Below are 22,668 nucleotides of genomic sequence, written 5' to 3'. Positions count from 1 at the left end.
TAGAGTCATTACGTCCGATGCCAACTTAGGAGCATAAGCCCTATGATGCGAACGGCAGTCATGGCTCTACTTCTGATTCTCTTGGTCGGTGTTCCGCTGCAGGCACAAGCCGAATGTGCTGAACCCGCGATCAATGTATTGGCGACCGTCGGCATGATTGCGGATGTGGCGCAGAACATTGGCAGCGACTGCGTGCAGGTCCGCGCGCTGATGGGGCCGGGTGTTGACCCGCACCTCTACACGGCGACCGAGCGCGACGTCGAATATCTGTTTGACGCCGACATCATCTTCTACGGCGGCTTGCACCTTGAAGCGCGCATGATCGACGTGTTCGAGCAGGTGCGCACGGGGTTGAACAAGCCCGTGGTCGGCGTCAGCGAACGCATCCCCGAAAACCTCCGCTTACTTGGCAGCGATCACCACACGCCCGACCCGCATGTGTGGATGGATGTGTCGCTGTGGATGTACGCCGCGGAAGCTATCCGTGATGCGCTGATCGAGAACTATCCCGATCATGCCGCTTATTTCACCGCGAACGCCGACGCCTATCTCGCGCAGATGCGCGACCTCGACCAGTACATTCGTGAGCAGATCGCGCGGATTCCGCAGGAACAGCGGGTGCTGGTGACTGCGCACGACGCGTTCCAGTACTACAGCCGCGCCTACGGCATTGAAGTGTTCGCGCCGCAGGGGATTAGCACGCAGGCGGAAGCGGGCGTTCAGAACATCCGCGATACCGTGCAACTACTGGTTGATCGGCACATCCCGGCGATTTTCGTAGAGACGAGCGTATCGCCGCGCGTTATCGAAGCCATCATCGCTGGGGCGCAGGCGCAGGGACACAATGTCGTGATCGGCGGCTCGTTATTCTCGGATGCCATGGGCGATGTCGGGACGCCGGAAGGCACCTACCTCGGCATGATCCGTGCCAATACCGACACAATCGTTTCCAGCTTGTTAGGGGAGTCATAAATCATGGTGACGATGGAAGAAGCGGCCAAGCAGCCGATCACGGTCGAAGACCTGACAGTCGCCTATAAGGAAGAGCCAGTGTTGTGGGATGTTGATGTCACCGTGCCCAATGGCTCGCTGATGGCGATTGTCGGACCGAATGGGGCGGGCAAGTCCACGCTGATCAAGTCAATCCTCGGTCTAGTGGATATTTCGGCGGGGCGCATTCTGATCTATGGCAAACCGTACCCGCAGCAGCGGCATCTGGTCGCCTACGTGCCGCAGCGCGGCAGCGTCGACTGGGACTTTCCCACGAATGCGCTCGACATTGTAATGATGGGGCGCTATGGGCATCTCGGGTGGTTCAAGCGACCGGGCAAGACGCGAACGCGAACTGGCCATGCATGCGCTCGAACAAGTCAACATGGATGCATTCGCCAAGCGGCAAATCAATCAACTGTCCGGCGGGCAGCAGCAGCGCGTGTTTCTGGCACGGGCGCTGGCGCAGGATGCACAGATCTACCTGATGGACGAGCCGTTTCAGGGTGTGGATGCGACCACCGAAAAGGCGATCATCGACGTGTTGAAGAACCTGCAAGCGCAGGGGCGCACGGTCGTCGTGGTGCATCACGATCTCGAAACGGTGCCGGAATATTTCGACCATGTGCTGCTGCTGAATGTGCGGGCGGTGGCGAGCGGCGCGGTCGAGCAGGCGTTCACACAGCAGAACTTGCGCACCGCCTACGGTGGGCGCATGGAAGCTTTGCTGGCTCGGGAGCGCTAACATGGATTGGACACTTCTGTTCACCGATTACACGATTCGCAACGTGGCGCTGGGCGCGTTGGTACTCGGCATTGTCAGCGGGGCGCTGAGCGCGTTCGCCGTGCTGCGTAAGCAGAGTTTGCTCGGCGATGCCATGAGTCACGCAGCGCTGCCCGGCGTGGTGCTCGCGTTCATTATCACGGGGCAGCGCGCGCCGCTGCCCTTGATGATCGGCGCGGTGATCGCCGGTTGGTTGGGTACCCTGGCGATGATAGCTATCCGAACGCACACCCGGATTAAGGAGGACAGCGCGCAAGGCGTGATCCTCGCCGTATTTTTCGGCTTCGGGATGGCGCTTCTCTCGTGGGTGATACGCCAGCCGGGTGCGGAGCATTCCGGCCTCGACAAGTTCCTGTTCGGGCAAGCGGCGGCAACAGTCGCCAGTGATGTCGAAGCGATGGCGCTTGTCGGTGGGGTCGCGGTGCTGCTGCTGGCCGTCTTCTGGAAGGAATTCAAGCTGATCAGCTTTGACCCCGGTTACGCGGTGACACTCGGTTTCCGCGTGCGCGGACTGGACATTCTGCTGACCACGTTGATCGTCATCGCCGTGGTGATCGGCTTGCAGACGGTCGGTGTGGTGCTGATGAGCGCAATGATCGTCGCGCCCGGCGTGGCCGCGCGGCAGTGGACGAATCGCCTCGGGTGGATGGTCGCGCTGGCAGCGTTCTTCGGCGCGCTGGCGGGCGTGACGGGCGCGATTCTGAGCAGTCTCGACAATGGGCTCCCGACTGGCCCGGTGATCGTATTGGTGATTACGGGCATTGCGCTTGTGTCGCTGTTCTTCGCGCCGGAACGAGGCCTCGTTTGGGAATGGACTCAGCGCCGCGCCAACCGACGCCGCCTGCGCGCTGCTCTGCAGGCTGAGCGAGTCAAGGAGTTTGCAGCATGAATCAGGCGATGATCGAGATGCAACTGGTCGCGGTGCTGGTCGCGGCGGCGTGCGCGCTGCCGGGTACGTTCCTGGTGCTGCGGCGTGTGGCGTTGATGAGCGATGCCATCAGCCACACGGTCCTGCTGGGGATCGTGTTCGGGTTTATGCTCGTCGGCGATATCCGCAACCCATTGCTGATTCTGTTTGCGGCGCTGAGCGGCGTGCTCACCGTCTCCCTGACCGAACTCCTGCTTAAGACCCGCCGTGTCAAAGAGGATGCGGCCATCGCGCTGGTGTTTCCGGCATTGTTCAGCATCGCCGTGATCATCATCAATCGCAATTTCGCTAACGTACACCTCGACACGGATGCTGTGCTGCTTGGTGAACTGGCGTTCGCGCCGTTCAACCGCGCGGAGTTTCTGGGCGCGAACCTGCCCAAGGGCGTGTGGATCATGGGGGCAGTGCTGCTGCTTAATCTCGCCGTGATCGCACTTTTCTACAAGGAACTCAAGCTGGCGACGTTCGATGCGGCGTTGGCGGCGGCGCTCGGGTTTGCGCCCGCGCTCATTCACTATGGACTGATGGCGTTAGTTTCGGTGACCGCTGTCGGCGCGTTCGATCACGTGGGTTCGATCCTCGTGATTGCGCTGATGATTGCGCCGCCCTCCGCGGCGTATCTGCTGACGGATCGGCTGTGGCGCATGCTGGTCTACGCGGTGTTGATCGGCGCGGCATCGGCAATTGCGGGCTACTGGGTGGCGCGGACGCTGAACGTCAACATCTCCGGGGCAATGGCGAGCATGACGGGTGTGTTCTTCCTCGCCGCTTTCCTGTTTGCGCCAGAACGCGGACTGATCGCCAAGCTGCTGCAGCGCACCCGCCGTCAGCGGCGCTTCGCGACCGAAATGCTGCTCGTACATCTGACGCGGCACGAAAACACCGAGCGCGAAGCGGTCGAGAACACGCTGGCACACCTGACCAACGAGCTCAACTGGAGTGAGAAGTTGGCCCACACCGCGGTCGACCGGGCACAGAGTGCGGGGTGGATCACCCGGCAGGCGGATCGACTGCTGCTCACAGATCGAGGGCGCCGCGTGGCGTACCAGGTGCAAACGCGGTAATTCAGAGGCTAAGTCGTAGGTGGAAAATGTCCGGATGCGGTATAGTTAACTGCATCCGGTTTTTTATTGCCCAATGGAATGAGAACGCATGCCTGAGAACAACCAATTGACCACTGACTTGATGAATGCCATCGCCCAGACGTCGACGGAAGCGCGCCAGCTGCAGCAGATTCTGGAACGCTTAATGCAGGTGTTGACCCAGAACGGCTTTCAGATCGCGGTCGATATTGTTGGGCTGAGCGGGCAAATGCATCAACGGTTGGAACGCGCGGGCGATCAAGCGAATACGGTGTCGCAGCAGCTGGTGCGGCTCGACGAAATGCTCCGCACGTTCGCTTTGATTACCTCATCGCTGGATCTCGATCACGTGCTACAGGAAGTCATGGACACGGTCATTCGCCTGACCGGGGCGGAACGCGCCTACCTGATGCTCAAAGACCGCAATACCGGGGAACTGGATATCGCCGTCGCTCGAAATTGGGATCGCGAAACACTGGCGGATCGCGACGCGGTGTTCAGCCGGAGCATTGTTAATCAGGCATTGGGCAAAGGCGAAGCGGTGATCACGGTTGATGCGGCGGCGGACGAACGCTTCGCCGACGCCAAGAGCATCATGAGCAATCAGATGCGCTCGGTGCTGTGCGTGCCGCTCATGCTGCACGGGCAGGTGATCGGCGTGCTGTATGCCGACAACCGCATCACTCAGGATGTGTTCCGCAAGGAAGAGATTCCGCTGCTGACCGTGTTCGGCACGCAAGCCGCCATCGCCATTGAGAACGCGCGTCAGTTCGGCGCGGTGAAGAGCGACCTCGACAAAGCGCTCAATGAGCTGCAAAGCCTGCAAATTGAAATCGACCGGCAGCGCGTGGAAAAGCAAGTCTCCCAGATCACCGAATCTGACTATTTTCAGCGCTTGTCGATCTCCGCACGCAGCATGCGCAAGCGGGCAGACCGTTCGGGCGGCGATACGTAAGTCAAACCGCATAAATCTCTACGCAACCTGCCCATAGTGGGCAGTACAATAGAGGGGCGTGGCAGTCACGAGCCACAGGACATAGATGGATTGAAATTATGACCTCAGCCATTGCCGCACAGCCCCGCTTGAATCGACGCCAATTCTTCCAGCAGTTCGGGCTGTTGATCGTCTTTCTGCTGCTTTGTCTCGCTTTGTCCCTCATCAGTGATCGCTTTCTGACCGGAGACAACCTGAAAAATGTGCTGCGCCAGTCGACCGTCAACGGGATTATCGCCGTCGGCGTGATGTTCGTGATCCTCACCCGCGGCATTGATCTGTCGGTTGGCTCGGTGCTGGCGATGTCGTCAATTGTCGGCGCGGATTTGCTGCAGCAGGGGTGGGCACCATTCCCGGCCGTCTTGGCGGCGCTGGTGGTGGGCGGCTTACTCGGGTTGATCACCGGGCTGCTCGTCAGCCAATTACGTATTCCCCCATTCATCGCGACACTGGGCATGATGACGTTCGGGCGCGGTCTCGCGTTCAGCGTCACGGGTGGCACCCCCATCAGCAGCTTCCCCGATGGCTTCCGGCTGATCGGCACAGGCGAGTTCCTCGGCATTCCGACACCGATTATCATCGCGGCGGGCGTGTTTTTGGTCGCGTATGGGCTGCTGTACCACACGACCCTCGGCCGCTTCATGTTCGCGCTCGGTTCGAATGAGCGCGCAGCGTTCGTGTCGGGGATTCCCAACCGACTGGTCCTGCTATCGGTCTATGTCTTCTCCGGTATGATGTCGGCGCTCGCCGGGATTATCCTCATCGCCCGCCTCAATTCGGCGCAGCCGAGCATTGGCGAAGGCTACGAATTGGATGCGATTGCAGCGGTCGTGGTCGGCGGGACAACGTTTGACGGCGGCGAGGGGACGCTGCTGGGCACGCTCCTCGGCGTGCTGATCATCGCCGTACTGAATAATGGTCTAAATTTGCTCAACGTCCCGCCGGAATTCGTTGGCGTGGTCAAAGGAGTTGTCATCGTGGTGGCGCTGCTGCTGCACCGTGCGCTGCGATAAGTTATTCGTTTTAGGCTAGGAGATATACCGTGCGTAGACTTATGGTTCTCGTTCTTGCAGTCGGACTCGTTTTGGGTGTCGGGGTGGCCAGCGCGCAAGATGCAGGCATCACCATCGGCTTGTCGCTCTCAACCTTGAATAATCCGTTCTTTGTAACTCTCCGTGATGGCGCGCAAGCGGCGGCGGATGAACTGGGCGTGGAATTGATTGTGGTGGATGCCCAGGATGACCCGTCGACGGAAGCGGCGAATATTCAGGATTTGATCGCGCAGGGCGTGAGCGCCATCCTCGTCAATCCCACGGATGCGGATGCGATTGTGCCGTCAATTGAGGCGGCAAACGCGGCGGGCATCCCGGTATTCACGGTGGATCGCGGCGCGGCGGCGGGCGAAGTCGTCAGCCACATCGCGTCGGATAACGTGGCGGGCGGTGCCATGGCCGCGCGCTTCCTTTGCGACCAACTGGGCGGCGCGGGGAATGTAGTCGAACTGGAAGGCATCGCCGGGACGTCGGCGGCGCGCGACCGCGGGCAGGGCTTCAATGATTATATGAGCACCAACTGCGCGGGCGTGACCATTGTCGCGCGGCAGACGGCGAACTTCAATCGCGCCGAAGGTCTGTCGGTCTTTGAGAACATTCTGCAAGCGAACCCGGAAATCAACGGTGTGTTCGCGCACAACGACGAGATGATCCTCGGGGCGATTGAAGCGGCGGCGGCGTCCGGGCGGACGGGCATCACGTTTGTGGGCTTTGATGCGGTCGATGATGCGGTCGCAGCGGTGCAGGCGGGGACGCTGGCGGCGACCGTCGCGCAGCAGCCCGATATGATGGGTGATTTGGCCGTGCGGACGGCGGTGGCTCATCTGGGCGGTGAGGCGGTCGAGGCGAGCATCCCGGTCGGTCTGCGTTTGGTGCAGGACTTGACGATTGGCTTGTCGCTCTCCACGCTGAACAACCCATTCTTCGTCACGCTGCGCGATGGCGCGCAAGCGGCGGCGGATGTGCTGGGCGTGGAACTCGTGGTCGTGGATGCGCAGGATGATCCGTCGACCGAAGCGGCCAACATTCAGGATTTGATCGCGCAGGGCGTTGACGCCATTCTGATCAACCCGACCGATGCGGATGCAATTGTCCCCTCGATTGAGGCGGCGAATGCGGCGGGTATTCCGGTATTCACGGTGGATCGCGGCGCAGCGGCGGGCGAAGTCGTCAGCCATATCGCCTCGGACAACGTGGCGGGTGGCGCGATGGCGGCGGAGTATCTGTGCAACGCGCTCGGCGGTGCGGGGAACGTGGTCGAACTGGAAGGCATCGCCGGGACGTCGGCGGCGCGTGACCGTGGGCAGGGCTTCAATGATTACATGAGCGCCAACTGCGCGGGCGTGACCATCGTCGCGCGGCAGACGGCGAACTTCAACCGTGCCGAAGGCCTGACGGTGTTCGAGAACATCCTGCAGGCGAATGCCGAGATCAGCGGCGTGTTCGCGCACAACGACGAAATGATCCTCGGGGCGATTGAAGCGGCGGCGGCCGCCGGACGTTCCGGCATCACGTTTGTCGGCTTTGACGCAGTGGCCGATGCGGTCGCGGCGGTTGAAGGCGGAACGCTCGCGGCGACAGTCGCGCAGCAGCCGGATCTGATGGGCAGTCTGGCGCTGGAAACAGCAGTCGGGTACCTGGGCGGCGAAACGGTCGAGACGTATATTCCGGTCGCGCTGTCGCTGGTCACGGCAGAATAGTCAAATCACATCACAGGCCGGGGCGCGGTGTGCCGCGCTCCGGCGAAAAGGCGGTTTATGGAACCTCTGCTGCGCATTAACCAGATTTCCAAGTCGTATCCCGGTGTGCAGGCCCTGAGCGACATCAGCTTCGAACTCTATTCCGGCGAGATTATCGCGCTGGTGGGGGAGAATGGCGCGGGCAAGTCGACGCTCATGCGCATTTTGAGCGGCGCGGCCACCCCTGACTCCGGTGAACTGATCTGGCAGGGACAGCCGGTCGCGCTGCGCACACCGCGCGAGGCGCAGGAGCTTGGCATCCGCATGATTCATCAGGAACTGGCGCTGCTCCCGAATCTCGATGTCGCCAAGAATATCTATCTGGGACGGGAGCCGCGGGGCGCGCTGCCCGGCACCATTGACTGGAAAACGCTCTATCAGCAGGCCGCCGCCCAACTGCAGCAGTTGGAACTCGATATCGATCCGCGCACACCGATTCGAAATCTGTCGCTCGCGCAGCAGCAGATGGTGGAAGTCGCAAAGTCGCTGTCGCAGAACGCGCAATTGATCATTATGGACGAACCGACGTCCACGCTGACGGACCGCGAAGTTGAGACGTTGTTTCGCAAAATGCGCACGCTGCGCGATCAAGGCGTGACGATCATCTTCATCTCACATCGGCTGGAAGAGATTTTTGCGGTGTGTGACCGCGTCGTCGTGCTGCGCGATGGACAAGTCGTGGCCAGCGACCCCGTCGCTGAGACGACGCCGAGCAAAGTGATCGCCGAAATGGTTGGGCGCACGGTCGATGATCTGTTCCCCCGCCAGCGCAGCATCGTCGGCGACCCGATTCTCGATGTTCAGCATCTCGCGATCACCAGCCCGAAGCAGGATCTGACGTTCACGCTGCATCAAGGGGAAATTCTTGGCATCGCCGGATTGGTCGGCTCAGGGCGGACGCCGCTCGCCGAAGCGATCTTCGGCTTGCGGCGGGCGCTCAAGGGTAAGATCGTGCTGAACGGCGCCGAATTAATTATCAGCAGCCCGGCTCAAGCCATTGAGCATGGTATCGGATTTGTCCCCGAGGATCGAAAAGGGCAGGGCTTGTTCCTGTCACTTTCGGTCGGCGCGAATATCATCGTGTCGCTGATGCGCCTGTGGTCGCGTTATGGGTGGGTGCAGTGGGGACGGTACAACGATGTGTCCGCGCGTTTCATCGACCGTCTGGATATCCGTACACCGTCGGCCGGGCAGCGTGTACGCAACCTGAGCGGCGGTAACCAGCAAAAGGTCGTGATCGCGAAGTGGCTGACGATGGAGCCCAAAGTGCTGATTCTTGACGAGCCGACGCGCGGCATCGACATCGGCGCGAAAGCAGAGATTCATCAGTTGATGCGCCAGTTGGCCGAACGCGGGGTGGGTATTCTGATGATTTCGTCGGAACTGCCCGAAGTGCTGGGCGTCAGCGATCGCATTCTGGTGATGTATGAGGGCGACATTGTCGCCGAATATGATGCGCGCCGTACCACGCAAGACCAGGTGATGCGGGCGGCAACGGGAAACTTAGAAGTAAAGGGACCACGGAATGACAGCAAATCTCCTGCGAACTTCATCGTCTAGCTGGCTGCGACGCGGGACCGTGTTCCTCATCCTCGTCGGGATGATCGTGTTCTTCTCGACTCAGTCGGATCGCTTCTTTCAGCCTGTCAATCTGCGCAATATTGTCGAGCAGAATGCGTATATTATCGTCGCCGCGGTTGGCGTGGCGCTCACGATGATCCTCGGCGGCATCGATCTATCGGTCGGATCGGTGGCGGCGCTCGTCGGCGCGCTCACCGCCGGGCTGATCACGCGCAATGGCTTCGCGCTGCTTCCGGCGCTGGCGATTGGTTTGATCGCAGGTGCGCTCCTGGGCGCGATCAACGGAGCCTTGGTCGTGTTCGGCAAACTGCCGCCGTTCGTGGTGACGCTGGCGATGCTCGGCGTCGCGCGGGGCCTGACGCTCGTTTACACCGAAGGGCGTCCGATCTCCGGGTTGCAGGAGACGGGCTATCGTTCGTTTGCCGGTGAACTCAACGTGGGGTTTCCGCTGCCAGTGCTGGTGCTCATTGCCTTGCTGGTGACGCTGGCGGCGTGGCTGCTGCTCACCCGGACGCGCTTTGGGCTGCACGTGTACAGCATCGGCGGCAATGAGGAAACTGCCCGTTTGGCGGGCGTAGCGGTTGCCCGCACCAAGATTCTCACCTACGCCCTTAGCGGGTTGTGCGCGGCGATTACGGGTATCATGTTGACGGCCTCGCTGGCGTCCGCACAGCCGCGAGTAGCGGAAGGGTTAGAATTGAATGCAATTGCCGCGGCCGTGCTCGGCGGCGTGAGTTTGTTTGGTGGTGTTGGCAGCATGGTCGGCGTGCTGGCTGGTGTGCTGATCGTCGGTGTCCTGAGCAATGGAACGAATCTCCTCCGCATTACTCCCTATTCCAAACAGATCATTCAGGGCATTGTTCTTGTAATTGCAGTGAGCATTGACATGTACTCCAAGCGGTTGGAAAAGGGCTGAACGGATGTTCTGTCCGTTTGTCTAAGTCTTACGACGGTGGACTACAAACAAATTACCTATACAATCTTGACATTGGAAAATGGTTAGTTTATATTCTCCAACATTACGCCGTAATGTAATTTAGTTTGAGTTTGATACCTATCAACATTGTAACGCCTCAATTGAAAATTAAAGTGGCATAATTAATAACTCAAGCCTAAGTTAACGGTGTGTCGCGGGTAAGGATCCTAATGAAACGCAGTCCTACCGACGTCGAGCGCGTCCATGTTTATCTGAGTTATGCAGCGGTTGAAGCAAACTTTACGCTCCAACTAGCCAGCGATCTGCTCTGCGAAGGTGTTCCCGTCTGGATGGATCGCCTCCACGCGAGTGCAGAGCGGTGGGAAAGCGACCAACAGGCCGCATTGAACCAGACTGCTGTCTTCATCGCAGTTGTCACCCCCGAATATGTCCAATCACCCTACACGCTGCCCGAGCTGCGCGCTGTCGCTAAACGCAAAATTCCGATTATCCCTGTGCTGTGTGTGCCTGTGGAACGTTCACAATGGTTGAGCGAGCTGCAGCCTGCGGCGTTGATCGATTTCAGCCAGTGGAACGACAAACGCGTATACCGCCAGCGTTTGGATGAACTGCTCGACGACCTGCGCCCGAAAGTTGACCTGCGCACGACTTTGGATGTCGAGGCGCGCTATCTCCACACGTTAGTCGCGCGGTTGGAAGCGCGCAAACCGCTGACGCAATTTGTCGATTTGTCGGCGAACCCGCGCCCGCAAGAACAAGCCACACGTCCCTATTTGCGTCTGAGTGAATTGTGGGGCAAGAACGTTCCGCTGTTCGAGGTTGACGCCGATTCCCGGCGCACCACCCCTATCGACTCAGTCACTGCCGCGCTCGAAAAGTATCCCCAGTTCATCTTGACCGGGGTGAGTGGGAGCGGCAAAACAACACTGTTGGAACGCTTCGCGCTGGACGCCGCTCGCAAACGTCTGAGTGTCGGGCGTGAGGCGCCGCTGCCAGTCTACATCGATTTGGCGCGTTGGACGGATGACGAAACGATTGAAGCCTTTGTGCAGCGCAGCGCCACGTTTGATGGCGAAGCGCTGATCAAGCTGACGCCGTGGGAAGTCATCCTGTGTCTGGATCACCTCGACGAACTGGGTGATAACGCCGCGGAACGCGCCACTCAGATCAAGACGTGGTTGGCAAGTGACGCCGCGCCGCGTCAGGTGATCATCGCGTGCCGCCAGGCCGAAGCCGTGCTGATGCAGGATCTGCCGCAGATCGCGATTGGCGATCTCGAAGAAGATCACATTCGCCGCTATGTGAACGCTTGTCTGGAACCGAACCATGCTCAGGCGCTGCTCAACCAGTTCTTCCCGAGCTTGCCGGATGATCAGCCGCGCGCGGTGCTGCTGTGCTCGCTCGCCCGTACCACCGCCATGTTGGCCGGACTGGTTTTCCTCTACAAGTCGTCGCCGCAGAGCGAACTCCCGCAAAACCCCGGCGCGCTCCTCAAACGCTACTTCGCCAACTTCTGGATTTGGAAGCGGCATTCCGGGATGCCCGGGTGGATGCCCTACAAGGAATTGGAAGGCAGCCTGCACCGCATCGCGCGCAACCTGCTAACGGGTAAGCATGCCAGCCAGTTCAGCTATGCAGACGCGCGCGAAATGATCGGCGATGAGCGCTTCCTCACGGCGGCGATCACCAGCGGATTGATCGAGCCGATTGGCGATCAACTGCGCTTCCGTGACCGTCTGACGCTGGAATACTTCGGCGCGGTCAACCTGTCGCTGTCCGATCTGGTGCTGCGGCTGATGTCCGCGCGCTTTGATGACTGGGGTTTACGCCTCGCTCAACGTTGGGATGGCGTCGTAATTCTGATGAGCGGCTACCTCCCGACACCGGAAAGCCTGATCCGTTCGGTGGCGGAAATCGACCCATACCTCGCCGCGCGCTGCATTGCCAGTGGTGTGCGCGTCCCGGAGACCTTGTTTGATCAAATCGTCGCCACATTGGAAGAACTCGCGTTTGAACCGCAGAACCGCGGGCGTGTGGAGGCGGCGACCATTTTGCGGGTGTTCACGCATCGTGCCGGGATGAACGCGCTGCTCGAAATGATGCGCGTCGGCACATGGCGCGAACGCCAATCGGCGACGCAGATCATTCGGCAGGGGGAGATGGTCTTCCCGCCCCTCCTGTTTGAAGATTTGAGCACGTGGGATTGGAAGCCCTCCGAGCGCATCGCCGGATCGCTGATCACGATTGGGGTGGAGGGTATTCCGCTGCTGCTCAACGTGCTCAGTGATGACCTTGAGCCGCAGAATCGCTGCGGCGCGGCCTGGGCTTTCGGCGTGATCGATGACTGCGCGGCGCTGCCCGCGTTGGTACACGCGCTCGCCGATCCAGATCTCGCCGTGCGGCTGCAAGCCATTGCGGCGATTGGTCGGTTGCGCGACACTGCCGCGATCCCGTTCCTGACCACGCTGCTGAAGGATGAGCAGTGGGATCTCCGTGAAGCGGCGGCAGATGCGCTGGATAAGATCGGCGCGCCGAAAGTGGGGAACCTCAAGCTCAAGGAAGCGCTGCCCGAAAGGTCGGCGAAGGGCGAATCGCTTCTCGATTTGCTCAACAGCGATGACTGGAAAGCGCGCGTCTCCGCCATCGGCTCATTGGCGCAGTTTGACGACCCCTCGATCATTCCCGCCCTATTAGAAACCCTGCATGATGAGGACGCCCGCGTGCGCCTCGCCGTGGTTCATGTGCTGGAACAGCATCCGGACGATGTGGTGCTGCAGGCGCTGGCCGATGCTGTCAATGATGAGGATGCCGCAGTCGCGGAAGCCGCGCAGGAAGCGCTCGGGCGCTTCAAATCGGCGACACCCGGTGAACCCGTGGGCGTCGAGGAATTTGAAGCGGAAGAACGCATCGAGGCGGAGGCTGCCCCACTTGAATTTGAGGCGGAAGCGGCCCCGATTGAATTCGAGGCGCAGAGCCTGTTTGATGCCGAGACCGTCGCCGCGGACGAAGTACTGCCGTTCGACGAACAGCAGATCGCCCAGTGGGAAGCGCTGCGGGACTTGTTGGAGTCGCTGTTCGCGTCCGATTGGCACGCGCGTCGGGAAGCCGCGACCGCGCTGCGCGAACAGGCGAAGAGCTTGCGCGGCATTGCCGATCGGTCGGTGATCAATCTGCTGCTGAACGCGCTGAGCAATACCGACTATGTGGTGCGTTGGGCGGTGGTCGAGGCGTTGGCGTGGATTAAGGATGTGTCGGTCGCGCCTAACCTGATGTACCTGCTCCGCGACCCGAGCTGGACGGTGCGTACCGCGGTGATTCGCGCGATGCTCGAACTCGGGGATAATTCAGTTATCCCGGCGCTGATCGGCTCGCTGGATGATGAACACCCGCTGGTGCGAGAAACGGCAGCGGAAGCCCTGGGTCGGTTACACGCAGATCTGGCGCTGCCCGCGCTGGTGCAGCGGCTGCGCGACCCCGAATCGTTCGTCCGGCGCGCCGTCGCGATTGCGGTCGGTTCGATTCAGGAATCGGGCGAATCTGGGATACAATCCCTGATTAAATTGCTGGAAGACCCTGATCCTCAGGTACGGTGGGCCGCGGTCGAGTCGCTCGGCACGCTGCGCGATCCTTCGGCAGTTGACGCTCTCATTGCTCGGCTGGGGGATACGTATGTCCCCATGTGGGAAACACGGCGTATCTGCGATGTCGTCGCGGAAGCCCTGTTGGCGATTGGCGATGAAAGCGGCATTCACGCGGTTGAATTATGGCGTTTAGGTCAACTCACATAGGTTTGCGACAATGCGGTTATTCATCAGCTATGCCCGAGTAGACAAACCCTACTGTGTCCAAATTGCGGAAACGCTGGACATCCACAGCACGTGGTTTGATCAGCGACTGTATGCCGGCCAACATTGGTGGCGGGAGATTCTGCGCCGTTTGGATTGGTGCGAGGGCTTCATTTATCTGCTCTCGCCCGATTCCATCGCTTCAGAGTACTGCCAAAAGGAATACAAGATCGCGCAGAATACGGGGAAACACATTTTCCCCGTGTTGATTCGTGATGGCACGACGCTGCCCAAGGAACTGGTCGAACTCCAGTATGTCGACTTCACGAAAGGCATGACGCCCGATGTTGTGAAGGGGCTGCTGAATTCGATCCATCTGGCGGAACGCAGCACTGCCCCGCGCGCCCCGGTCTCCAAGCAGAACCACAACAAAGTCGTGGAAGCGCCGACCGTCCCCAACGACGTCACCACCGTGATCGGCAAGGCGGCCGAGGCGATGGAAGTCGGGAAGTTCGACGAATCGGTGTTCATGCTCAAGCAGGCGATTGAACGCGGCCTGAAGTCGCGCTTCATCAATCTTGAGGCGCTGCTCGCCGAGGCGGAAGGCGCGCTCGAACGGCAGGTGCGCCTGCGCGAAATCGAGCTCGAATACAAGAACATCGCCGAACTGGTCAAGCGCAAGTGGACGCGCCCGATGGGCTGTCAGGCGTTCCAGGCCTTCCGCAAGGATGTGCCGAACTACGACCCGGATAACCTCGCGGAAATCTGCGCGAACGAACAAATCTCGCGCCAGGCACAACCGCAGGCGGCTCCGCGCGCCGCCAAAGGCGGGATCCCGCTGCTGGAATGGTGCGAAATCCCCGCCGGGATTCTGCACATTGGCGAGAACGGCAAGGGGTCGCAGCGCGATACGCTGCATGTTGAGGCCTTCCAACTGGCAAAGTACCCGGTGACGAACGGGCAGTTCCAATTGTTCATCGACGACCCGCGCGGCTATGCCAATCAGTCGTGGTGGGGTTTCTCGCCGTACGCGGCGGAGTGGCGGCGGCTGAACCCGCAGCCCGCGGCATCGCAGTTTCAGGGTGCGGATCGTCCGCGCGAGAATGTGACGTGGTTCGAGGCAGTCGCGTTCGCCTGCTGGCTGAGCGACAAGCTCGGCATGCAGATCACACTGCCGACGCGCCAACAGTGGCAGCGCGCCGCACGCGGTGATGATCAACGCGTGTACCCGTGGGGCAACGAGTTTGACACCACGCTGTGCAACACGCGCGAAAGCCGCCTGCGCCAGACAACGCTGGTCATGCGCTACGTGAACGGCACGAGCCAGCACGGCGTATATGACATGGCAGGTAACGTGTGGGAATGGTGTCTGAATGGCAACTATGACGACACCGATAAGTCGAGTAATGCGCAGCGGTCAGTGCAGGGTGGATCGTTCATCAGCGCGCACGAACGCGCTCAGACGGGCTTCACCTTCAAGCTCAGCCCGGAATATCATTACGGCAGCATCGGCTTCCGGTTGGCGTGCGTGCGCTAAACGCGGATGACTAAAAGTAAACAAAAAGGACGCGGTTACTACCGCGTCCTTTTGATTCAGTCAGCTTATTTCGCGACGGTTTCGGTTGAACTGCCATTCGCCGACGGTTCCGGCTCTTCTTCACGGCGGAACTGGCTCATGTACAGGTCGTAATATGCGCCACGCTTTTCCAGCAGCGACTGATGCGTCCCGCGCTCGATGATCTCTCCGTCCTTGAGCATCATCACCAGATTGGCATTACGAATCGTGCTCAGGCGGTGGGCGATGACGAAGCTGGTGCGTCTTTTCAAGATCTGCTCAAACGCCTTCTGGATCAAGCGTTCGGTGCGCGTATCGACGCTGGAGGTCGCTTCGTCGAGGATGAGGATGCGCGGGTTCATGAGGGCGACGCGCGCAATGGCGATCAACTGGCGCTGCCCCTGACTCAAACCGCTGCCGCGCTCGCCGAGCACTGTCTGGTAGCTTTCCGGCAGGCGTTCGATGAACGTGTCGGCGGCCACCACTTTCGCGGCGGCAATCACTTCCTCGTCGGTCGCGCCAAGGCGGCCATAGCGGATGTTATTCATCACCGTGTCAGAGAAAAGGAAGGTGTCTTGCAGCACGATGCCGATTTGCTGGCGCAGGCTTTCCTGCGTGACGGTGCGCACGTCGATGCCGTCAATGCGCACGACGCCGTCCATTACGTCGTAGAAGCGCGGGATGAGGTTAATGATGGTCGTCTTGCCCGCGCCGGTCGGGCCGACGATGGCGACCATCTGCCCGGTTTCGGCGACGAAATCGACGCCCTTCAGCACGGGTTGATCTGACTTGTAGCCCGCCTGAACGTGATCGAACTCCACGCGCCCTTGAATCTGCGGCATGACTTTGGCGTTCGGCTGATCTTCGATTTCGATTTCGGTGTCGAGTAAGCCAAAGATGCGCTCACCGCCCGCCACTGCGCTTTGAATGTTGGCCCAGAGCACTGCGATCTGCGTGATCGGCTGGTTGAAGCGCTGAATGTACTGCAGGAAGGCGAACACCGTGCCCAGTGAGATGATCTCCGTGCCGAGCAGCGGTTCATTGCGCAGTACCGACAGCCCGCCAACGACCACCACCAGACCGAGCGCGACATAGCCGAGCGCTTCCAGCACGGGGTTGAGCGCGCTGGTGAAGCTCGCCGCGCGCACATTCGCATCACGGTTGGCGGCGTTGGTGCGTTTGAACTGGTCGATGCTCTCTTCTTCACGGTTGAAGGCCTGCACTTCGCGCACCCCGGCGATGCTCTCCTGCAGACCCGCGTTCACGCTGCCCATCTGTTCGCGCGACTTGCGGAACGCCTTACGCGCCTGATTCGAGAAGTAGACGGTCGCGATATACATGACCGGGACAATCGACAGGCTGATCAGCGCATAGACCCAGTTGGCCTGCAGCATCTTGAACATGATCCACACCATGAGCAGCACGCCGCCGATCACGCTGAGCAGGGCAAAGCTGAACACCTGCTGGATCGTGTCGGTGTCGCTGGTGACGCGGCTCATGACGTTGCCGACTTCATTTTCGGCGTAGTAGCCCATCGACAGGCGCTGCAGCTTGCGGAACAGCTCCTGCCGCATCTGCTTGAGCACGCTTTGCCCGGCGATCCCCATCGCATAAAATGCGAGACCATTCATCACCGAGCCGAGCACAAATAGCCCGAGCAGAATGAACACAATCGAGGTCAGCCCGGCGACTTTGGTGTCGAGCGTGACCGCGTCGAGCGTCTCCTGCCCGCCGTCGACCGCCGTTTGCACAGTCGGATCAAACCAGCAGTTCGACCCGGGGACTTCCTGCCCGGCGAAGGACTGCGCGGCACGGGGGAACAGGTAGCAATCGACTGCCTGCCCGATGTAGTCTGGTGACGCGACCTGCGTCCAGGTTGCGGTCACGACCAGCACCAGCGCGATCACCACGCCAAACCAGTTGCGCCGGAAATACCCACCAAAGCGCCGCAGCGTCGAACTGACATTGCCGGCTTTGCTGGCTTCGTTCTCAAACAGACGGCGGCCGCCGTCAATACCCATCATGGCGTTAGGCCTCCTGCGCTGTGCTGGACTCGTCGACGGCAGCGTCGCCGACCAACTGCGAATGGTAAATCTCGGCGTAAATCGGGCTGCTCTCCATTAGCTCTTCGTGCTTGCCGGAAGCGACGACGCGCCCCTTGTCCAGCACGAGGATCATGTCGGCGTTGAGCACTGTCGAAATGCGCTGGGCGATGACAAAGCTCGTGCGACCTTCCATCAGCCGATCCAGCGCTTTCTGGATGCGGTATTCAGTGATCAGGTCGACGCTGCTGGTCGAATCATCGAGGATGAGGATGCGCGGATTGAGCAGCAGGGCGCGCGCAATGGCGATGCGCTGCTTCTGCCCGCCCGAGAGTGTCGAGCCGCGTTCGCCGACTGGCGTATTGTAGCCGTCGGGGAAGGTCATGATGAAGTCGTGCGCGGCGGCGGCTTGCGCGGCGGCGATCACTTCGTCATCCGTTGCGTCGGAGCGCCCGAAGGCGATGTTGTCGCGAATGGTCCCGCTGAACAGGTTCGTTTCCTGCAGCACGATGCCGATCTGTGAGCGCAGGCTGTCCAGCGTGACGTCGCGCACATCGTGGCCGTCGATCAGGATTGCACCTTCACTGGTATCGTAGAAACGCGGGATCAGGTTAATGATGGTCGTCTTGCCCGACCCGGTGCCGCCCAACAACGCGACCGTCATGCCCGGTTTGGCTTCAAGGCTAACTTTTTGCAGCACCGGGTCGCCGCCGCCGAAGTAGCGGAAGGTCACGTCTTTGAATTCGAGATGCCCCTGAATGGGCGGCAGGGTAATCGCATCGGGCTTATCGGTGACGTCGCTCTTGGCGTCGAGAATCTCGAAGATGCGCGTGGCGGAGGCGCCTGCCTGCGCCATCAGCGAGATGATGAAGCCCAGTTGACCGAGTGGGAAGAACACGTAGATCACATATAGGCTGAACTTCTGATAATCGCCGAGCGAGAGCGTGCCGTCAAGGATTTGCCGACCGCCGAAATAGAGCAGGGCGACCTGACCCAACTGCGCGATCAGGAAGATGACTGGGAAGAGGAACGAAAAGGTCCGCGACACCTTCAACTGCTGCGCGTACAAGTCGAGGGTGGACTTGTCGAAACGCTTCTGTTCGTAACCTTCACGGGCGAAAGCGCGCACCACTTTGATGCCCGCCATGTTTTCTTGCAGAATCGTGTTGAGCGCGGACAGGCGCATCTGAATCTGCACGAAGAGCGGCTGGCTGACCGCGCCGAAGATGATGAACGTGACCAGCGCGATAGGCAGAATCGGCAACACCACCAGCGTCAACTGCCAGTTGGAGACGACGAGAATGAGCAAGGTGACGACCAGCAGCAGGAAGGCCTGCGCCGCGAGCACCAACCCCTGTGCGATGAACAAGCGCAGTTTTTCGACATCGTCGGTCGCCCGGATCATCAACTGCCCGGTCTGGTTCTGGTCATGGTAGCTGAACGAGAGCCGCTGAATCTTAGCAAAGATCTCGTTACGGAGGTCAAAGGCGATGCCCTGCGACAGGCTTTCCGCCATGAAGGCCTGCACAAACGAGAACGCGCCGCGCATGATGGCGAACAGCACGATCAACACGACTGCGCCGATCAGCCACGATTCGGCGTTAGCCTGAAACTCACGGAGTTGATCGAGCGTGTAACCTGCGCGCTGCGCGGCGACGTTTTGAAAGAGTGCCGGGACGCTGTTGAAGATCGTGTTGGCAATAGTTCCCTGTGTGATCGAGTCGATCATGTTCTGAACGAGCTGCGGCACAGCGAGCTGCGCCAGCGTTGCCACGATCAGCGCGCCATAGGCAATGGCTGTCGTGCGGCGCTGCCGTCCGAGATAGCGAATAGCGCGTCCTAAACCGCCGTTACTGCTGCCTTTAGAGCGCTGGCGACCGCGTCCCCATGAAGCTGATTGTGCTGCCAATCTTAAATCCTCCGTAAGCCGAACTCAACGAGGTGAAACTAGGTCGGATCAGCCGATGCGGGCCGATCACACGAGTAAGCCTGAATGCGGGTCGTCACATCGCGCAGCATTTCCACCCCACCCGGCAGGTGCTGCATGACTTCGCGCAGCAGCGTTAACAGCGACTGCGCCTTGTCCGCGCCCAGTTCGTTCATGCACACATATAACATGTCATTTTCGTGCGCAAGTGGGATGCGGTTCAAAAGTGCTGTGCCGGCCTCCGTGATGTTCAAGGGCAGGCGGCGGCGATCCGTCGGGTCTTTGCCGCGCGTCACGAACCCCTTACGCTCCAGCGCGTCGATCACCGGGACAAGGGTTGATGGGTCGAGAATGAACTTTTTGCTCAGCTCGCTCAAGGTGAATGGCTGACCCTGCAGGGCGCGCAGAATCCCGTATTGCAAGCCGCTGATGCCGAGATCCGCCTGCTCGATTTGTTCTTCCATGTCGCGCATGGACAGCCGCGCGATCATCGACATGAGAATACGGATCTCAATCGTCGTGCCGAACAGCGTTGTTTCTGTCATAGATCGTTTGGTATCCAATGATTTGCTTACCAACTATAGTGGAGGCCGTGATGACCCGTCAACTAGCCAATGGATCAGTTGCCTTGGAGATTGCACCGTCCGCCATCGGCAAGTAAACTAGAGTAGGGATACGGTGATAGGGACGCATATGTCGAACAAGCTGCTGATTGAACGATTGTTGAGCGATCTGCGGGGGGATGACGAGGATAAGCAGCGTCAGGCTATCTACCGGCTGCTCGAACTGGCTGACCCGATGACGATCCCGGCTCTGCTCGAAGCGCTGCGGGATGGACAGGAAGAAATTCGTTCAGTGGCTGCCGAGGCGCTCGGCGTAATTGGCGAAAACGATGCGCTGCATGGGCTGGAATTTGCCCTCCTGAACGACGAGAGTGATGATGTGCGGGTGGCCGCGGCCAAGGCGCTGGGCACGATTGGCGATGTGACGTCGGTCCCGGCGCTGCTGCAGGCGCTGAAAACGCCGAACACTGATGTGTGGCACAGCGCGGCGGAGTCGCTGTGGCTGATGAACGAGGACGTGATGCCGCATGTGATTGTCGCGCTCACGAGTCGCGATCACGACACGCGTCGGGTGGCGCTGCAAGCGGCGTTGTGGCTGACCGCCGAATATGATGACGACGAAGTCAACGACCGTGACGACTATGAGTGGCGCGATGCATGGGGCTGGTGGAATTGACGCCTTTTCGGTATGCTAATTAAGCAGATCTGAATCATGTTTATTGTCACTCAGGAGAGATAACGATGCCAGCACGTACCGCAACGGCGATTTGGAATGGCAATTTGCAGCAGGGCAACGGCACGCTCAAGACGGGCAGCGGCGCAGTTCAGGGCGCTTACTCGTTCCCGTCGCGCTTCGAAGATGGTCAGGGCACCAACCCGGAAGAACTGCTCGGTGCGGCGCACGCGGGCTGCTTCTCGATGGCGCTGGCGGCGAGCCTGTCCCGTCAAGGTTTCACGGTCAACAACATCAGCACGACCGCGCACGTCCACCTCGAAAAGGGCGAAGCAGGCTTCTCGATCAGCCGCATTGACCTGGTGACGCGCGGCAGCGTTGAGGGCATCGACGACGCCAAGTTCAAGGAAGCGGCGGAAGCCACCAAGACGGGCTGCATTGTGTCGCGCGCGCTCTCCGCGGTGCCGATGACGATTGATGCGGCGCTCGTCTAGCGCGTGCAACAGCACTTACAAACGCCGGAAACTCTCCGGCGTTTTTGTTTCCCCACATTTGACAGACTCAGCTAACTCATGCTATCCTCATCTTCGTGAACACACGGAATCAGTGTGGTGTACTGCTGCCCGGATGCACAGTACAGAATGGGGGAAGCCGGTGAAAGTCCGGCGCTGTCGCGCAACGGTAACGGCGTAATTTAGCCGAAGCCCGATTACCCACCGCACTGCTCCTCGTGATCCACCTTCGCAGATAAGGGGGAACGAGATGCTTGGTAACTCCATTCCTCCCGCCGCTGGCGGGTTTTTTGTTCCTCCTTGGAACGAAGGCCTTGTATCCAACCTTAGGGGGACTTCCACAATGAAGGTTTCTGCAATTTTTTGTTTGTTCGTCGGGCTGCTGTTGGGCACCGCGGCGTTCGCGCAAGACGCCGCGAATGTGACCGAAGGCTGTGTCGCCACCTATGACGCCAGTGTTGATTACTTCCCGGATAAGGCCACAGTCGAATACGCTGAAGGCTTCACCATCGAGTACTTCAACAACTACAAAGTGATCACCGTCACCCGTCCGTGGGTGGGCGCGGAAACGCCGTTCACCTATGCGCTGGTGCAGTGTGGCACGCCCGCGCCGGAAACGGCGACCTTTGACGCCGTGATCGAAGTGCCGATCAACCGCCTTGTCAGTATGTCGACAACCTATCTCCCGAGCCTCGTTGAACTGGATGTGGTGGATACGCTGGTCGGCGTGGATGAATTCGACTTTGTGTACAGCGATGCCGTGCGCGCGCGCATCGACGCCGGGGACATCGTGGAAGTTGGCGGCGGGTCGCTGGTGAACGTCGAACAGGTGCTGGATCTTGATCCCGACCTCGTGATGACGTATGGCCTGGGCAGCTCTGACTATGACGCGCATCCCGTCCTCATCGATGCCGGTATCCCGGTCGCGCTGAATGGCGATTTCAATGAGACCTCGCCGCTCGGTCGCGCCGAATGGGTGAAGTTTGTGGCGGTCTTCTACAACCGGGAAGCGGATGCCACCGCGTTGATGGAAACGGTTGCTGGGGAGTATCAATCACTGTCGGAACGCGCCCGTAGCACCGATAGCCTGCCGACCGTCTTGGTCAACGCGATGTTCGGCGACACCTGGTACGTCTCGGGCGGACAAAGCTACATCGCGCAGTTGATCGCGGATGCGGGTGGTCAATATGTGTGGGCTGACGACGAGTCGACCGGCGGGCTGCCGCTCTCGTTTGAGGCTGTGCTGGATGCGGCACAGGACGCCGACGTGTGGATCAATCCGAACTTTTGGTTCACGCTGGCAGACGGGTTAGCAGAAGACGAACGTTATGCCGATTTTGCCGCTTTCGAGAACCAGCAGGTGTTCAACAATGTGGCGCGGGTGACGCCGACGGGCGGCAACGACGCGACCGAACTCGGCGCGCTGCGCCCCGATCTCATGCTGGCCGACCTGATCCGGATGTTCCACCCGGGTCTGCTGCCCGACCATGAATTCTTCTTTTATACGCGGTTGCAGTAACGAAG

At 60.1% G+C, this 22,668-nt stretch carries 16 protein-coding genes, 1 pseudogene and 1 riboswitch; of the genes and pseudogenes, 14 read left to right on the top strand and 3 right to left on the bottom strand.

All coding sequences use genetic code 11. The features are described 5' to 3' along the window. Positions 1 to 42: 42 nt before the first annotated feature. From IPK17_RS24440 to IPK17_RS24385, 11 genes and pseudogenes are all read left to right on the top strand, one after another. On the top strand, positions 43 to 972 hold the full coding sequence (locus IPK17_RS24440) for a metal ABC transporter solute-binding protein, Zn/Mn family (protein ID WP_343420309.1): 930 nt from the start codon (positions 43 to 45) through the stop codon (positions 970 to 972). Between the two features lie 3 nt (positions 973 to 975). Continuing rightward, a pseudogene (locus IPK17_RS24435) lies at positions 976 to 1,735 on the top strand (metal ABC transporter ATP-binding protein). Position 1,736: 1 nt separating this feature from the next. After that, positions 1,737 to 2,663, top strand: a complete 927-nt coding sequence (locus IPK17_RS24430; protein WP_343420308.1) for a metal ABC transporter permease — start codon at positions 1,737 to 1,739, stop codon at positions 2,661 to 2,663. Then, positions 2,660 to 3,766: a metal ABC transporter permease gene (locus IPK17_RS24425; protein WP_343420307.1), complete on the top strand. Its 1,107-nt coding sequence runs from the start codon at positions 2,660 to 2,662 to the stop codon at positions 3,764 to 3,766. The genes IPK17_RS24430 and IPK17_RS24425 overlap by 4 nt, the downstream gene beginning before the upstream one ends. 88 nt (positions 3,767 to 3,854) lie before the next feature. Continuing rightward, positions 3,855 to 4,739 carry a GAF domain-containing protein gene (locus IPK17_RS24420; protein ID WP_343420306.1) on the top strand — a complete coding sequence of 295 codons (885 nt, stop codon included), beginning with the start codon at positions 3,855 to 3,857 and terminating at the stop codon, positions 4,737 to 4,739. A gap of 98 nt (positions 4,740 to 4,837) precedes the next feature. Further along, positions 4,838 to 5,791 carry an ABC transporter permease gene (locus IPK17_RS24415; protein WP_343420305.1) on the top strand — a complete coding sequence of 318 codons (954 nt, stop codon included), beginning with the start codon at positions 4,838 to 4,840 and terminating at the stop codon, positions 5,789 to 5,791. Between the two features lie 41 nt (positions 5,792 to 5,832). Beyond that, positions 5,833 to 7,530 carry a ribose ABC transporter substrate-binding protein RbsB gene (gene rbsB, locus IPK17_RS41125; RefSeq protein WP_502749407.1) on the top strand — a complete coding sequence of 566 codons (1,698 nt, stop codon included), beginning with the start codon at positions 5,833 to 5,835 and terminating at the stop codon, positions 7,528 to 7,530. A gap of 57 nt (positions 7,531 to 7,587) precedes the next feature. Beyond that, on the top strand, positions 7,588 to 9,129 hold the full coding sequence (locus IPK17_RS24400; protein WP_343420304.1) for a sugar ABC transporter ATP-binding protein: 1,542 nt from the start codon (positions 7,588 to 7,590) through the stop codon (positions 9,127 to 9,129). Further along, positions 9,095 to 10,066 (top strand): ABC transporter permease, encoded by a 972-nt coding sequence (locus IPK17_RS24395; protein WP_343420303.1) that lies wholly within the window; start codon positions 9,095 to 9,097, stop codon positions 10,064 to 10,066. Before IPK17_RS24400 ends, IPK17_RS24395 begins: the two co-directional genes overlap by 35 nt. Positions 10,067 to 10,296: 230 nt before the next feature. After that, positions 10,297 to 13,875: a HEAT repeat domain-containing protein gene (locus tag IPK17_RS24390; RefSeq protein WP_343420302.1), complete on the top strand. Its 3,579-nt coding sequence runs from the start codon at positions 10,297 to 10,299 to the stop codon at positions 13,873 to 13,875. Between the two features lie 10 nt (positions 13,876 to 13,885). Next, positions 13,886 to 15,409, top strand: a complete 1,524-nt coding sequence (locus tag IPK17_RS24385; RefSeq protein WP_343420301.1) for an SUMF1/EgtB/PvdO family nonheme iron enzyme — start codon at positions 13,886 to 13,888, stop codon at positions 15,407 to 15,409. 65 nt (positions 15,410 to 15,474) lie between these two features. Here IPK17_RS24385 and IPK17_RS24380 read toward each other — a convergent pair whose 3' ends face one another. The 3 genes from IPK17_RS24380 to IPK17_RS24370 are packed head-to-tail and all read right to left on the bottom strand — an operon-like array spanning position 15,475 to position 19,941. After that, a complete protein-coding gene (locus IPK17_RS24380; protein ID WP_343420300.1) occupies positions 15,475 to 17,451 on the bottom strand; it encodes an ABC transporter ATP-binding protein in 1,977 nt (658 codons plus the stop codon). A gap of 4 nt (positions 17,452 to 17,455) precedes the next feature. After that, positions 17,456 to 19,378, bottom strand: a complete 1,923-nt coding sequence (locus tag IPK17_RS24375; RefSeq protein ID WP_343420299.1) for an ABC transporter ATP-binding protein — start codon at positions 19,376 to 19,378, stop codon at positions 17,456 to 17,458. A 38-nt stretch (positions 19,379 to 19,416) separates the two neighbouring features. Further along, complete coding sequence (locus IPK17_RS24370) at positions 19,417 to 19,941, bottom strand: MarR family winged helix-turn-helix transcriptional regulator (protein ID WP_343420298.1); 525 nt, start codon at positions 19,939 to 19,941, stop codon at positions 19,417 to 19,419. A 148-nt stretch (positions 19,942 to 20,089) separates the two neighbouring features. Here IPK17_RS24370 and IPK17_RS24365 point away from each other — a divergent pair, with 148 nt between their 5' ends. The 3 genes from IPK17_RS24365 to IPK17_RS24355 all read left to right on the top strand — a co-directional run bounded on the left by IPK17_RS24365 (position 20,090) and on the right by IPK17_RS24355 (position 22,663). Further along, a complete protein-coding gene (locus IPK17_RS24365) occupies positions 20,090 to 20,635 on the top strand; it encodes a HEAT repeat domain-containing protein (RefSeq protein ID WP_343420297.1) in 546 nt (181 codons plus the stop codon). A 65-nt stretch (positions 20,636 to 20,700) separates the two neighbouring features. Beyond that, the gene (locus tag IPK17_RS24360) at positions 20,701 to 21,126 is read left to right on the top strand and encodes an OsmC family protein (protein ID WP_343420296.1); all 426 of its coding nucleotides are present in this window, start codon (positions 20,701 to 20,703) and stop codon (positions 21,124 to 21,126) included. 98 nt (positions 21,127 to 21,224) lie between these two features. Continuing rightward, positions 21,225 to 21,367, top strand: a riboswitch (cobalamin riboswitch). Between the two features lie 120 nt (positions 21,368 to 21,487). Further along, complete coding sequence (locus tag IPK17_RS24355) at positions 21,488 to 22,663, top strand: ABC transporter substrate-binding protein (RefSeq protein WP_343420295.1); 1,176 nt, start codon at positions 21,488 to 21,490, stop codon at positions 22,661 to 22,663. Positions 22,664 to 22,668 lie beyond the last annotated feature (5 nt).

The sequence above is a fragment of the Candidatus Flexifilum breve genome (genome assembly GCF_016713355.1).
The sequence above is the reverse complement of the archived record's forward strand: the minus strand, read 5'-3'. Positions and strand labels throughout refer to the sequence as shown.